This is a genomic window from Kitasatospora sp. NPDC114501, from assembly GCF_055633695.1.
The window spans coordinates 214,375-228,859 of sequence record NZ_JBVKDS010000009.1; the positions used below are offsets into that span (position 1 = coordinate 214,375).

General features: G+C 71.6%; 13 protein-coding genes. All 13 read left to right on the plus strand.

What is annotated here, in order from left to right; all coding sequences use genetic code 11:
* Positions 1–24 precede the first annotated feature (24 nt).
* Positions 25–648, plus strand: coding sequence for a bifunctional pyr operon transcriptional regulator/uracil phosphoribosyltransferase PyrR (gene pyrR, locus ACZ7RU_RS18865; protein WP_470342040.1), 624 nt, complete (start codon positions 25–27; stop codon positions 646–648).
* A gap of 4 nt (positions 649–652) precedes the next feature.
* On the plus strand, positions 653–1,642 hold the full coding sequence (locus ACZ7RU_RS18870; protein WP_470342041.1) for an aspartate carbamoyltransferase catalytic subunit: 990 nt from the start codon (positions 653–655) through the stop codon (positions 1,640–1,642).
* A gap of 38 nt (positions 1,643–1,680) precedes the next feature.
* A complete protein-coding gene (locus ACZ7RU_RS18875) occupies positions 1,681–2,973 on the plus strand; it encodes a dihydroorotase (RefSeq protein ID WP_470342181.1) in 1,293 nt (430 codons plus the stop codon).
* Positions 2,973–3,536 (plus strand): PH-like domain-containing protein, encoded by a 564-nt coding sequence (locus ACZ7RU_RS18880; protein ID WP_470342182.1) that lies wholly within the window; start codon positions 2,973–2,975, stop codon positions 3,534–3,536. The genes ACZ7RU_RS18875 and ACZ7RU_RS18880 overlap by 1 nt, the downstream gene beginning before the upstream one ends.
* On the plus strand, positions 3,533–4,690 hold the full coding sequence (carA, locus tag ACZ7RU_RS18885; RefSeq protein ID WP_470342042.1) for a glutamine-hydrolyzing carbamoyl-phosphate synthase small subunit: 1,158 nt from the start codon (positions 3,533–3,535) through the stop codon (positions 4,688–4,690). The genes ACZ7RU_RS18880 and carA overlap by 4 nt, the downstream gene beginning before the upstream one ends.
* On the plus strand, positions 4,683–7,991 hold the full coding sequence (carB, locus tag ACZ7RU_RS18890; RefSeq protein WP_470342043.1) for a carbamoyl-phosphate synthase large subunit: 3,309 nt from the start codon (positions 4,683–4,685) through the stop codon (positions 7,989–7,991). Before carA ends, carB begins: the two co-directional genes overlap by 8 nt.
* Positions 7,992–8,085: 94 nt before the next feature.
* Positions 8,086–9,189: a quinone-dependent dihydroorotate dehydrogenase gene (locus ACZ7RU_RS18895; RefSeq protein ID WP_470342044.1), complete on the plus strand. Its 1,104-nt coding sequence runs from the start codon at positions 8,086–8,088 to the stop codon at positions 9,187–9,189.
* Between the two features lie 41 nt (positions 9,190–9,230).
* Positions 9,231–10,064: an orotidine-5'-phosphate decarboxylase gene (gene pyrF / locus ACZ7RU_RS18900; protein ID WP_470342045.1), complete on the plus strand. Its 834-nt coding sequence runs from the start codon at positions 9,231–9,233 to the stop codon at positions 10,062–10,064.
* A gap of 351 nt (positions 10,065–10,415) precedes the next feature.
* Entirely contained in the window at positions 10,416–10,742 is a 327-nt protein-coding gene (mihF, locus tag ACZ7RU_RS18905; protein WP_030056187.1) for an integration host factor, actinobacterial type, read from the plus strand.
* A gap of 49 nt (positions 10,743–10,791) precedes the next feature.
* Positions 10,792–11,349 carry a guanylate kinase gene (gmk, locus tag ACZ7RU_RS18910; protein WP_470342046.1) on the plus strand — a complete coding sequence of 186 codons (558 nt, stop codon included), beginning with the start codon at positions 10,792–10,794 and terminating at the stop codon, positions 11,347–11,349.
* Between the two features lie 37 nt (positions 11,350–11,386).
* Positions 11,387–11,653, plus strand: a complete 267-nt coding sequence (gene rpoZ, locus ACZ7RU_RS18915) for a DNA-directed RNA polymerase subunit omega (RefSeq protein WP_030240625.1) — start codon at positions 11,387–11,389, stop codon at positions 11,651–11,653.
* A 187-nt stretch (positions 11,654–11,840) separates the two neighbouring features.
* Positions 11,841–13,070, plus strand: coding sequence for a bifunctional phosphopantothenoylcysteine decarboxylase/phosphopantothenate--cysteine ligase CoaBC (gene coaBC, locus ACZ7RU_RS18920; protein ID WP_470342047.1), 1,230 nt, complete (start codon positions 11,841–11,843; stop codon positions 13,068–13,070).
* A gap of 151 nt (positions 13,071–13,221) precedes the next feature.
* Positions 13,222–14,430, plus strand: coding sequence for a methionine adenosyltransferase (gene metK / locus ACZ7RU_RS18925; RefSeq protein ID WP_387750966.1), 1,209 nt, complete (start codon positions 13,222–13,224; stop codon positions 14,428–14,430).
* Positions 14,431–14,485 lie beyond the last annotated feature (55 nt).

Sequence of the window (14,485 nt, forward strand, 5' to 3'; positions counted from 1 at the left end):
GCGGGGAAGGAGGTCCGCTTCGGCATGACCACACACCATGAACCGACGCCCAGGCCGCCGCACCAGGTGCTGGACGGCACGGACATCGCCCGGGTCGTCACCCGGATAGCGCACGAGATCGTCGAGCGCGCCAAGGGCGCCGAGGACGTCGTGCTGCTCGGCATCCACACCAGGGGCGTCCACCTCGCCCGCCGCCTGCACGGCCGGCTGGCCCAGATCACCGGACGCGGTATCCCGCTGGGCACCCTGGACATCACCATGTACCGGGACGACCTGCGGCTGAAGCCCGCCCGCGCCCTGGAGCACACCGAGATCCCGCCCGGCGGCATCGACGGCAAGCTCGTCATCCTGGTCGACGACGTGCTCTTCTCCGGCCGCACCATCCGCGCCGCGCTCGACGCCCTGAACGACATCGGCCGCCCGCGCGCCGTCCAGCTCGCCGTCCTGGTCGACCGCGGCCACCGCGAGCTGCCGATCCGCGCCGACTACGTGGGCAAGAACCTCCCCACCTCGCTGCGCGAGGCCGTGCAGGTGCGCCTGTCCGACAGCGACGGCGTGGACGCCGTCCTGGTCGGCGACCGCGACTTCACCGCGCGCTCGACCCAGGCCCTGGCCCCCCAGCCGTCCGAACCGCACCTCCCGGAGTAGCCGCGTGAAGCGCCACCTCGTCTCCGCCGCCGACCTCAGCCGCGACGACGCGCTGCTGATCCTGGACACCGCCGAGGAGCTGGCCCAGCTCTCCGGCCGGGCCGTCAAGAAGCTGCCCACGCTGCGCGGCCGTACCGTCGTCAACCTCTTCTTCGAGGACTCCACCCGGACGAAGACCTCCTTCGAGGTCGCCGAGAAGCGCCTCTCGGCCGACGTCATCAACTTCTCCGCCAAGGGCTCCTCGGTCTCCAAGGGCGAGAGCCTCAAGGACACCGCGCTGACCCTCCAGGCGATGGGCGCCGACGCGGTGGTCATCCGCCACCACGCCTCCGGCGCCCCGGCCCGGCTGGCCCAGTCCGACTGGCTGCACGGCAGTGTGATCAACGCCGGTGACGGCACCCACGAGCACCCCACCCAGGCGCTGCTCGACGCCTTCACCATGCGCCGCCACCTCAACCCGGGCGGCGGCAACGACCTGGCCGGACGCCGGGTGACCATCGTCGGCGACGTCCTGCACAGCCGGGTCGCCCGCTCCAACGTCCACCTGCTGAACACCCTCGGCGCGCAGGTCACCTTCGTCGCCCCGCCCACGCTGCTGCCGATCGGGGTCGAGAACTGGCCCTGCGAGATCAGCTACGACCTGGACCGGGTGCTGCCCAAGACGGACGCGCTGATGATGCTGCGGGTGCAGCGCGAGCGGATGAACGCCGCGTTCTTCCCGACCGAGCGCGAGTACAGCCGCCGCTACGGCATGAACGGCCGCCGGATGGCCCAGCTGCCGGACCACGCGATCGTGATGCACCCCGGCCCGATGGTCCGCGGCATGGAGATCACCGCCGAGGTCGCCGACTCGCCGCGCTGCACCGCGGTCGAGCAGGTCGCCAACGGCGTCTCCGTCCGGATGGCCGTCCTCTACCTGCTCCTCGGCGGCGCCGTCTTCGCCGACACCGCCGCCGACACCCCCCGTACCGACTCCGTGGAGACCGCCCAGTGAACGAGCGCAGCGAGCGAACCAGCGACACGGTCAGCTACCTGATCCGCAACGCCGGCATCCTGGGCGGCGACCCGCAGGACCTCCACCTCGCCGACGGCGTGATCAAGGAGATCGGCACCGGTCTGACGGTCGAGGCGGACATCGAGATCGACGCCACCGGCCTGATCGTCCTGCCCGGCCTGGTCGACCTGCACACCCACCTGCGCGAGCCCGGCCGCGAGGACGCCGAGACCGTGCTCACCGGCACCCAGGCCGCCGCGATGGGCGGCTTCACCGCCGTCCACGCGATGGCCAACACCACCCCGGTGGCCGACACCGCCGGCGTGGTCGAGCAGGTCTGGCGGCTCGGCCAGGAGGCCGGCTACTGCGACGTTCAGCCGGTCGGCGCCGTCACCGTCGGCCTGGAGGGCAAGAAGCTCGCCGAGCTCGGCGCGATGCACGAGTCCGCCGCCGGCGTCCGGGTCTTCTCCGACGACGGCAAGTGCGTGGACGACGCGGTGCTGATGCGCCGCGCCCTGGAGTACGTCAAGGCCTTCGACGGCGTCGTCGCCCAGCACGCCCAGGAGCCGCGGCTGACCGAGGGCGCCCAGATGAACGAGGGCCAGGTCTCCGGCGAGCTCGGGCTCGGCGGCTGGCCGGCCGTGGCCGAGGAGTCGATCATCGCCCGCGACGTGCTGCTCGCCGCGCACGTCGGCTCCCGGCTGCACGTCTGCCACCTCTCCACGGCCGGCTCGGTCGAGATCGTCCGCTGGGCCAAGTCCAAGGGCTGGGACGTCACCGCCGAGGTGACCCCGCACCACCTGCTGCTCACCGACGAGATGGTCCGCAGCTACGACCCGGTGTACAAGGTGAACCCGCCGCTGCGCACCGCCGAGGACGTCCGGGCGCTGCGCGAGGCGCTGGCCGACGGCACCATCGACGCCGTCGCCACCGACCACGCGCCGCACCCGGCCGAGGACAAGGACTGCGAGTGGGCCGTGGCCGCGATGGGCATGGTCGGCCTGGAGACCGCGCTGTCCGTCGTGCAGCAGACCATGGTGGACACCGGCCTGCTGAACTGGGAGGGCGTCGCGGACCGGATGTCGCACCGCCCGGCCCGGATCGGCCGTCTCACCGGCCAGGGCAGGCCGATCTCGGTGGGTGAGCCCGCCAACCTGGTGCTGTTCGATCCCGCGTACCGTGGTGCCGTGAACCCGGACAGCTTCGCCACCCGCAGCCGCAACACCCCCTACAAGGGCCTGGACCTGCCCGGACGGGTGCACGCCACCTTCCTGCGGGGCCGCGCCACCGTGCTGGCCGGTGAGCTCGCCGAGCAGGACGGCACGCGGTGATGGACCACGCCGTGCTCGCCCAGGAGCAGGCGAGGGTCACCAACTGGCCCGGTTACGTCGGCTGGTCCGTCGGCCTGCTGATCGTGATCGGCCTCGTCTACTGGCTGATGCGCCAGGGCTGGAACTGGCGGCGCACCCTGCAGTCCGGCATCCCGCCGCTGCCGGCCGTGCCGGCCCGTGCCGGGCGCACCCTCCTGGAGACCAGCGGCCGGTACCACGGCACGACCACCGCCGGGAACTGGCTCGACCGGGTCGTCGCCCACGGCCTGGGCACCCGCAGCCGCGCCGACCTCACCCTCGGCGAGGACGGCCTGCTGGTGCAGCGGCCCGGCGCCGACGACTTCTGGATCCCGGCCGGGCACCTGACCGGTGCCCGCACCGACTCCGGGATCGCCGGCAAGGTCGTCCCCTCCGGGCTGCTCGTCGTCACCTGGACGCACGAGGGCACCGAGCTGGACTCCGGGTTCCGGGCCGACCACCCCGATGAGCACGCCGCCTGGGTCGAGGCGGTCGCCCAACTCGCAACACGTACGAAGACGAAGACGGAAGAGGCCGCGCAATGACCGCACCTGCCCCCACCACGCAGCGCCAAAGGCGGGAACGAGTGCCTGCCGTGCTCGTCCTGGAGGACGGCCGGACCTTCCGCGGACAGGCCTACGGCGCCCTCGGCGAGACCTTCGGCGAGGCGGTCTTCAACACCGGCATGTCCGGCTACCAGGAGACCCTCACCGACCCGTCGTACCACCGCCAGGTGGTCGTGATGACCGCCCCGCAGATCGGCAACACCGGCTGGAACGACGAGGACGACGAGTCCAAGCGGATCTGGGTCGCCGGCTACGTGGTGCGCGACCCCGCCCGGGTCGCCTCCAACTGGCGCTCCCGCCGCTCGCTCGACGAGGAGCTGGTCGAGCAGGGCGTCGTCGGCATCAGCGGCATCGACACCCGCGCGCTGACCCGCCACCTGCGCGAGCGCGGCGCGATGCGCTGCGGCATCTTCTCCGGCGAGGCGCTGGCCGACCAGGCCGCCCTGCTCGCCCGGGTGCAGCAGTCGCCCGAGATGAAGGGCGCCGACCTGTGCGCCGAGGTCGCCACCACCGAGCCGTACGTGGTGCCGGCGATCGGTGAGAAGAGGTTCACCGTCGCGGCGCTCGACCTCGGCATCAAGGCGATGACCCCGCAGCGGATGGCCGAGCGCGGCATCGAGGTGCACGTGCTGCCGGCCGACGCCACCCTGGAGGACGTCTACGCCGTCGCCCCGGACGGCGTCTTCTTCTCCAACGGCCCGGGCGACCCGGCCACCGCCGACCACCAGGTCGCCGTCGCGCAGGGCGTGCTGGAGCGCGGGACCCCGTTCTTCGGGATCTGCTTCGGCAACCAGATCCTCGGCCGGGCCCTGGGCTTCGGCACCTACAAGCTCAAGTACGGCCACCGCGGCATCAACCAGCCGGTGCAGGACCGCACCACCGGCAAGGTCGAGGTGACCGCCCACAACCACGGCTTCGCCGTGGACGCCCCGCTGGACAAGGTGAGCGACACCCCCTACGGGCGGGTCGAGGTCTCCCACGTCTGCCTCAACGACGACGTGGTCGAGGGCCTCCAGGCGCTCGACGTCCCGGCCTTCAGCGTGCAGTACCACCCCGAAGCGGCCGCCGGTCCGCACGACGCCGCCTACCTGTTCGACCGCTTCGTGAAGCTCATGGAGGGCCAGCGTGCCTAAGCGCACTGACATCAAGTCCGTCCTGGTGATCGGCTCCGGCCCGATCGTGATCGGCCAGGCCGCCGAGTTCGACTACTCGGGTACGCAGGCCTGCCGGGTCCTCAAGGCCGAGGGTCTGCGGGTCGTGCTGGTCAACTCCAACCCGGCCACGATCATGACCGACCCGGAGATCGCCGACGCCACCTACGTCGAGCCGATCACCCCGGAGTTCGTCGAGAAGATCATCGCCAAGGAGCGCCCCGACGCGCTGCTGCCGACCCTGGGCGGCCAGACCGCGCTCAACACGGCGATCTCGCTGCACGCGGCGGGCACGCTGGAGAAGTACGGCGTCGAGCTGATCGGCGCCGACGTCGAGGCGATCAACAAGGGCGAGGACCGCGAACTGTTCAAGGGCGTGGTCGAGGCCGTCAACGCCAAGATCGGCCACGGCGAGTCCGCCCGCTCGGTCATCTGCCACACCATGGACGAGGTGCTGGCCGGCGTCGACACGCTCGGCGGCTACCCGGTCGTCGTGCGCCCCTCCTTCACCATGGGCGGCGCCGGCTCCGGCTTCGCCCACAACGAGGAGGACCTGCGCCGCATCGCCGGCCAGGGCCTGACCCTCTCGCCGACCACCGAGGTGCTCCTGGAGGAGTCCATCCTCGGCTGGAAGGAGTACGAGCTGGAGCTGATGCGCGACAAGCACGACAACGTCGTGGTCGTCTGCTCGATCGAGAACTTCGACCCGATGGGCGTGCACACCGGTGACTCGATCACCGTCGCGCCGGCGATGACCCTCACCGACCGCGAGTACCAGATCCTGCGCGACATCGGCATCGCCGTGATCCGCGAGGTCGGCGTCGACACCGGCGGCTGCAACATCCAGTTCGCGGTCAACCCCGAGGACGGCCGGGTCATCGTCATCGAGATGAACCCGCGCGTCTCCCGCTCCTCGGCGCTCGCCTCCAAGGCCACCGGCTTCCCGATCGCCAAGATCGCCGCCAAGCTGGCCGTCGGCTACACCCTGGACGAGATCCCCAACGACATCACCGAGGAGACCCCGGCCTCCTTCGAGCCGAGCCTCGACTACGTCGTGGTGAAGGTCCCGCGGTTCGCGTTCGAGAAGTTCCCGAGCGCCGACGCCACGCTGACCACCACCATGAAGTCGGTCGGCGAGGCGATGGCCCTCGGCCGCAACTTCCCCGAGGCGCTCCAGAAGGCCCTGCGCTCGCTGGAGAAGAAGGGCTCCCAGTTCTCCTGGAGCGGCCCGGTGGGCGACAAGGCCGAGCTGCTGGCCAAGGCGGTCGTGCCGACCGACGGCCGGATCAACACCGTGATGGAGGCCATCCGGGCCGGCGCCACCCCGGAGGAGGTGTTCGAGGCCACCAAGATCGACCCGTGGTTCGTCGACCAGCTCTTCCTGCTGGACGAGATCGCCGCCGAGCTGGTCGAGGCCGCCGAGCTCACCCCCGAGCTGCTGCGCCACGCCAAGCGGCACGGCTTCTCCGACCAGCAGATCGGTGAGATCCGCGGCCTGAGGCCGGACGTGGTCCGCGAGGTGCGCCACGCCCTCGGCATCCGCCCGGTGTTCAAGACCGTCGACACCTGCGCCGCCGAGTTCGCCGCCAAGACCCCGTACTTCTACTCGTCCTACGACGAGGAGAACGAGGTCGCCCCGCGCACCAAGCCCGCCGTGATCATCCTGGGCTCCGGCCCGAACCGCATCGGCCAGGGCATCGAGTTCGACTACTCCTGCGTGCACGCCTCCTTCGCGCTCGCCGACGCCGGGTACGAGACCGTCATGGTCAACTGCAACCCGGAGACCGTCTCCACCGACTACGACACCTCCGACCGGCTCTACTTCGAGCCGCTCACCCTGGAGGACGTGCTGGAGATCGTCCACGCCGAGCAGCAGGCCGGCCCGCTGGCCGGCGTGATCGTCCAGCTCGGCGGCCAGACGCCGCTGGGCCTGGCCCAGGCGCTCAAGGACAACGGGGTGCCGATCGTCGGCACCCAGCCCGAGGCGATCGACCTCGCCGAGGAGCGCGGCGCCTTCGGCCGCGTCCTGCGCGACGCCGGCCTGCCCGCGCCCAAGCACGGCACCGCCTTCTCCTTCGCGGAGGCCAAGGCGATCGCCGACGAGATCGGCTACCCGGTGCTCGCCCGCCCGTCCTACGTGCTCGGCGGCCGCGGCATGGAGATCGTCTACGACGAGGCCTCGCTCGCCTCCTACCTGGAGCGGCACGCCGGTCTGATCTCCGAGCACCCGGTGCTCATCGACCGCTTCCTGGACGACGCGGTGGAGATCGACGTCGACGCGCTCTACGACGGCACCGAGCTCTACCTCGGCGGCGTCATGGAGCACATCGAGGAGGCCGGCATCCACTCCGGCGACTCCGCCTGCGCGCTGCCCCCGATCACCCTCGGCGGCTTCGACATCAAGCGCCTGCGCACCTCCACCGAGGCCATCGCGCGCGGTGTCGGCGTCCGCGGTCTGATCAACATCCAGTTCGCGCTGGCCGGGGACATCCTCTACGTCCTGGAGGCCAACCCGCGCGCCTCCCGGACCGTCCCGTTCACCTCCAAGGCGACCGCCGTGCCGCTGGCCAAGGCCGCCGCCCGGATCTCGCTCGGCGCCACCATCGCCGAGCTGCGCGCCGAGGGCCTGCTCCCGGCCGAGGGCGACGGCGGCACGCTGCCCGCCGACGCGCCGATCGCGGTCAAGGAGGCCGTGATGCCGTGGAGCCGCTTCCGCGACATCCACGGCCGCGGGGTGGACACCGTGCTCGGCCCGGAGATGCGCTCGACCGGTGAGGTCATGGGCATCGACAAGGTCTTCGGCACCGCGTACGCGAAGGCGCAGACCGGTGCCTACGGCGCGCTGCCGACCAAGGGCAAGGTCTTCGTCTCGGTCGCCAACCGGGACAAGCGCAACCTGGTCTTCCCGGCCCGGGCGCTGGTCGGCCTCGGCTTCGAGCTGCTCGCCACCGCCGGCACCGCCGAGGTGCTCCAGCGCGGCGGCATCCCGTCCACGCTGGTGCGCAAGCACAGCGAGGGCGAGGGCCCGAACGGCGAGCGGACCATCGTCCAGCTGATCCACGACGGTGAGGTCGACCTCATCATCAACACGCCCTACGGCACCGGCGGCCGCCTCGACGGCTACGAGATCCGCACCGCGGCCGTGGCCCGCGCGGTGCCCTGCCTGACCACCGTCCAGGCGATGGGCGCGGCCGTCCAGGGCATCGACCGGCTGCTGCGCGACGAGGTCGGGGTGATGTCGCTCCAGGAGCACGCCGAGCGGATCAACGCCGGCCGCAAGTAGCACCACCGCAGTGGGGGGGCACCGAAGCCAGTCGGGTGCCCCCCACTTCCATGCCCCCGTACGTACGGTCTCCGCTCCGGGAGTTGAACCACCCTTGTACAAGCTTCTGTTCGACCTGGTCCTCAAGAAGATGGACCCCGAGAAGGCCCACCACCTCGCCTTCTTCTGGATCCGCCTGGCCTCCTCGGTGCCCGGCCTGCGCACCCTGGTGCGGCTGGTGCTCGCCCCGCGCGACCGGGCCCTGCGCACCCGCGCCCTGGGCCTCGACCTGCCCGGCCCGTTCGGCCTGGCGGCCGGCTTCGACAAGAACGGCGTCGGCATCGACGGCTTGTCGATGCTCGGCTTCGACTACGTCGAGATCGGCACCATCACCGGCGAGCCCCAGCCCGGCAACCCGGCGCCCCGGCTGTTCCGCCTGGTCGAGGACCGCGCGCTGATCAACCGGATGGGCTTCAACAACCAGGGCTCGGCCCGGGTCGCCGCCCGGCTGGCGGCCCGCCCGCACACCAGCTCCACCCCGGTGGTCGGCGTCAACATCGGCAAGACCAAGGTGGTCGAGGAGGCCGACGCCGTCGCCGACTACGTGAAGTCCACCGAGCGGCTGGCCAGGTACGCCGACTACCTGGTGGTCAACGTCAGCTCGCCGAACACCCCCGGGCTGCGCAACCTCCAGGCCGTGGACCACCTGCGGCCGCTGCTCGCCGCCGTCCGCGAGGCCGCCGACCGCGCCACCGCGCACCACGTGCCGCTACTGGTCAAGATCGCCCCCGACCTGGCCGACGAGGACGTCGACGCGGTCGCCGACCTCGCCCTGGAGCTGGGCCTGGACGGCATCATCGCCACCAACACCACGATCGGCCGCGAGGGCCTGCGCACCGACGCCGGGCGGGTCGAGGAGATCGGCATGGGCGGCCTGTCCGGTGCCCCGCTCAAGGCCCGCGCCCTGGAGGTGCTCCAGCGGCTGCGCGCCCGCACCGAGGGCCGGCTGACCCTGGTCTCGGTCGGCGGGATCGAGACCGCCGAGGACGCCTGGCAGCGGATCGTCCACGGCGCCGACCTGGTCCAGGGCTACAGCGCCTTCATCTACGAGGGACCGTTCTGGTGCCGGCGGATCCACCGGGGCCTGTCCGCCCGGGTCCGCGCGGGCGGCTTCCGCGGCCTCGCCGACGCCGTCGGCAGCGCCGTGCGCAGCTCGTGAACACCCTCATCGGTTCTGGAATCGGTTCTGGAAAGGACGACATGACTCTCGCCCCGTTCGGCGCCCGGCTGCGCCAGGCCCTCGACACCCGCGGCCAGCTCTGCGTCGGCATCGACCCGCACGCCTCCCTGCTCGCCGCCTGGGGGCTCGGCGACGACCTCGCCGGGCTGGAGGCCTTCAGCCGCACCGTGGTCGAGGCGCTGGCCGACCGGGTGGCCGTGCTCAAGCCGCAGGCCGCCTTCTTCGAGCGCTTCGGGAGCAAGGGCGTCGCGGTCCTGGAGCGGACCGTCGAGGAGGCCCGGGCGGCCGGTGCGCTGGTCCTGATGGACGCCAAGCGCGGGGACATCGGCTCCACCATGGCCGCGTACGCCGAGGCCTTCCTGTCGCCGGGCAGCCCGCTGTTCTCGGACGCGCTGACGGTCAGCCCGTACCTGGGCTTCGGCTCGCTGCGCCCGGCCCTGGACCTCGCGCGGGAGCAGGGCTGCGGCGTGTTCGCGCTGGCGCTCACCTCCAACCCGGAGGGCGCCGAGGTGCAGCGCGCGGTGGGCGCGGACGGCGAGCCGGTCGCGGCCTCGGTGCTGCGACAGCTGGCGGCGGAGAACGAGGGCGCGGCGCCGCTCGGCTCCTTCGGCGCGGTGGTCGGCGCGACGCTGGCCGACGCGGGCGTGGAGCTGGCCATCAACGGCCCGCTGCTGGCCCCCGGGATCGGCGCCCAGGGCGCGACCATGGCGGACCTGCCGCGGGTGTTCGGCGCCTCGGTGATCAACGTGGTGCCGAGCGTCAGCCGGGACGTGCTCAGGCACGGCCCCTCGGTGCCGGCGCTGCGGGCGGCGGCTGAGCGTTTCGTCGGGGAGTTCGCGGACGCCGTCAAGTAAGCGGAACCCGTCCTTCAGGTAGCCGGGCGGTGACCCTGCGGAGTGTCCGCAGCACCGCGCGGTGGCCGCGGAGCGGACGTGAGCGCCGTCACACCGGCCCCGCCAAAGTCTCGCAATCGCGGTCATTTTGCCCTGGAAAGTCCTGGTCGGCCTTGGCTGACCAGGACTTTTCGTGTTCTTTTCCTGACGTGGCGCCGCAATCCGGGTAGTGTCCGGCGATAGGTCATCGGCGAGCCGCGATTTCCGTGGCTCCCGCAGGTCAGGGCCTTGTGGTTCCCCCTTGCGGACGGTGTCCTCGGTACCGAACCAGTCCTAGCTCAATCCATCCATCCACACCCTGAGGTGAACGGCGTGGCTCTTCCGCCCCTTACCCCTGAACAGCGCACCGCCGCGCTCGCCAAGGCCGCCGAGGCTCGCCGGGAGCGCGCCGAGGTGAAGAACCGGCTCAAGCACTCCGGCGCCTCCCTGCACGAGGTGATCAAGGCCGGCAAGGCCGACAACGACGTCATCGGCAAGATGAAGGTCTCGGCACTGCTGGAGTCCCTTCCGGGCGTCGGCAAGGTCCGTGCCAAGCAGATCATGGAGCGCCTCGGCATCAGCGAGAGCCGGCGTGTCCGCGGCCTCGGTACGAACCAGATCGCTTCCCTGGAGCGGGAGTTCGGCGGTGGCGCCGCCTGACCGTGCCCCCGTGGTCCCAGGATCCCCCGCGATCCGGGATAATCGGTGCATGAGTGAGCGTCCGCGGCTGACCGTGCTCTCCGGCCCTTCGGGGGTCGGCAAGAGCACGGTCGTCGCTCATATGAGGAAGATGTACCCCGAGGTCTGGCTCTCGGTGTCGGCGACGACCCGCCACCCGAGGCCCGGCGAGAAGAACGGGGTCCAGTACCACTTCGTCGACAACGACGAGTTCGACAAGCTGGTCGCCAACGGCGAGCTGCTGGAGTGGGCCGAGTTCGCCGGGAACCGTTACGGGACCCCGCGCGCGGCCGTGCTGGAGAAGCTGGAGCGCGGCGAGCCGGTGCTGCTGGAGATCGACCTCCAGGGTGCTCGGCAGGTGCGCGAGTCGATGCCCGAGGCGCAGCTGGTCTTCCTGGCCCCGCCGAGCTGGGACGAGCTGGTCCGCCGGCTGACCGGCCGGGGCACCGAGTCGCCGGACGTGATCGAGAAGCGGCTGGAGGCGGCCAGGGTCGAGCTCGCGGCCGAGCCGGAGTTCGACGCGACCCTTGTCAATACCTCCGTCGAGCAGGTAGCGGCCGAACTGCTAGCCTTGCTCGGTGTAGCCTGACCTGTCTGTCTTTTCCATCCTTTCGGAAGGTTTTAGCGTGTCCTCTTCCATGACCGCGCCCGAGGGCATCATCAACCCGCCGATCGACGAGCTGCTCGAGGCCACCGACTCCAAGTACAGCCTCGTGATCTACGCCGCCAAGCGCGCGCGTCAGATCAACGCGTACTACTCCCAGCTCGGCGAGGGCCTGCTGGAGTACGTCGGCCCGCTGGTCGACACCCACGTGCACGAGAAGCCGCTGTCGATCGCGCTGCGCGAGATCAACGCGGGCATGCTGACCGCCGAGGCGATCGAGGCCGCCTGAGGCGGTTGCCAGTCTTCGGAAGGGCCCGGCGGAATCGTTTCCGCCGGGCCCTTCGGCTTTCTCGTCGCGGGACCGGTCGCGGGGCCCCTCGTGGGCGTGGGGGAGGGCGCCGCGCGGGTGGCGGCCGGGGGGCCGTAGGGTGGGCGCGTTCCCGATGCGGACACCCGATGCGGAGAAAGGCCGGTTGATGGCTGTGAGTGCGGACGCCCCCCGCGTGGTCCTCGGCGTGAGCGGCGGGATCGCCGCGTACAAGGCGTGCGAGCTGCTGCGCCGCTTCACCGAGTCCGGCCACCAGGTCACCGTGGTGCCCACCGCGGCCGCGCTGCACTTCGTCGGCGAGGCGACCTGGGCGGCGCTGTCCGGGCGCCCGGCCGCCACCGAGACCTGGGAGCGCGTGCACGAGGTGCCGCACGTGCGGATCGGGCAGCAGGCCGACCTGGTCGTGGTCGCCCCGGCCACCGCCGACCTGATCGCCAAGGCCGCCCACGGCCTCGCCGACGACCTGCTGACGAACACCCTGCTCACCGCCCGCTGCCCGGTCGTGGTGGCGCCCGCGATGCACACCGAGATGTGGGAGCACCCGGCCACCCGGGACAACGTGGCCACGCTGCGCCGCCGGGGCGTCATCGTGCTGGAGCCGGCCGTCGGACGGCTGACCGGCAAGGACACCGGCAAGGGCCGGCTGCCCGAGCCCTCGGCCGTCTTCGACGCCTGCCGGGCCGTGCTGCGCCGCGGCGGGGCGGTGCCGACCGACCTGGCCGGCCGGCACGTGGTGGTCTCGGCCGGCGGCACCCGGGAGCCGCTGGACCCGGTGCGCTACCTGGGCAACCGCTCCTCCGGCAAGCAGGGCTACGCGCTCGCCGTGACGGCCGCCGCGCGCGGGGCCCGGGTGACGTTGCTCTCGGCCAACGCCGAGCTGCCGGACCCGGCCGGGGTGGACGTGGTGCACGTCTCGACCGCGCTGGAGCTGCGCGAGGCGGCACTGAAGGCGGTCCGGGACGCGGACGCCGTGGTGATGGCCGCGGCGGTGGCGGACTTCCGGCCCGCCGAGTACGCCACCGGCAAGATCAAGAAGGTCGAGGGGGTCGAGCAGGCGCCGGTCGCCCTGGTCCGCAATCCCGACATCCTGGCCGAACTGGCGGCCCACCGGGCCCGTTCGGGTCAACTCGTGGTGGGTTTCGCGGCGGAGACCGACGACGTGCTCGCCAACGGCCGCGCCAAGCTCGCCCGCAAGGGCTGCGACCTGCTCGTCGTGAACGAGGTGGGCAACGGCAAGGCCTTCGGCACGGACGTCAACGAGGCCGTGGTTCTGGGCTCGGACGGCAGTGAGACGGCCGTTCCGGTGGGCCCGAAGGAGGCACTCGCGGACGTGGTCTGGGACCTGGTCGCAAAGCGGCTGGAAACGGGCGGCAACTGATCGGAACCGCTCACGCGGCGATCGGGAATTCCTGAAGCGGGTGACGTTCGGCGGAACCAGACCGTTAGACTCCAGGAATCAAGTCTTTCCGGAGTTCCCCGGTTCACCCGGGGACCTTCAGTCAGCAGCCGCTGCAACCCCAGGGAGCGCTGTGTCTCGCCGCCTGTTCACCTCGGAGTCCGTCACCGAGGGACACCCCGACAAGATCGCTGACCAGATCAGCGACACCATCCTTGACGCTCTCCTGCGGGAGGACCCGACGTCCCGGGTCGCCGTGGAGACGCTCATCACCACCGGCCAGGTGCACGTGGCCGGCGAGGTGACCACCAAGGCGTACGCGCCGATCGCCCAGCTCGTCCGGGACAAGATCCTGGAGATCGGGTACGACAGCTCCAAGAAGGGCTTCGACGGCGCCTCCTGCGGCGTGTCGGTGTCCATCGGGGCCCAGTCGCCCGACATCGCGCAGGGTGTCGACACCGCGTACGAGGCCCGTGTCGAGGGCGACGAGGACGACCTGGACAAGCAGGGCGCCGGTGACCAGGGCCTGATGTTCGGCTACGCGTCCGACGAGACGCCCGAGCTCATGCCGCTGCCGATCACCCTGGCGCACCGCCTCTCCCGCCGCCTGACCGAGGTGCGCAAGAACGGGACCATCCCCTACCTGCGCCCCGACGGCAAGACCCAGGTCACCATCGAGTACGACGGCGACAAGGCCGTCCGCCTCGACACCGTGGTCGTCTCCACCCAGCACGCCAGCGACATCGACCTGGAGTCGCTGCTCACCCCGGACATCCGCGAGTTCGTGGTCGAGCCGGAGCTGAAGGCGCTGGCCGAGCAGGGCATCAAGCTGACCACCGAGGGCTACCGCCTGCTGGTCAACCCGACCGGCCGCTTCGAGATCGGCGGCCCGATGGGCGACGCCGGCCTCACCGGCCGCAAGATCATCATCGACACCTACGGCGGCATGGCCCGCCACGGCGGCGGCGCCTTCTCCGGCAAGGACCCGTCCAAGGTGGACCGCTCGGCCGCGTACGCGATGCGCTGGGTGGCGAAGAACATCGTCGCCGCCGGCCTCGCCCGCCGCGCCGAGGTGCAGGTCGCGTACGCGATCGGCAAGGCCGAGCCGGTCGGCCTGTTCGTGGAGACCTTCGGCACCGAGACCGTGCCGGTCCTCAGCATCCAGAAGGCCGTCTCCGAGGTCTTCGACCTGCGTCCGGCCGCGATCATCCGCGACCTGGACCTGCTGCGCCCGATCTACTCCCAGACCGCCGCGTACGGCCACTTCGGCCGTGAGCTGCCGGACTTCACCTGGGAGCGCACCGACCGGGTCGAGCAGCTGAAGGCCGCCGTCCAGGACTGACGTCCCGAAGCGCCCCGAGCGGCGCCCGCCTCCGTACGGGGGCGGGCGCCGCTTC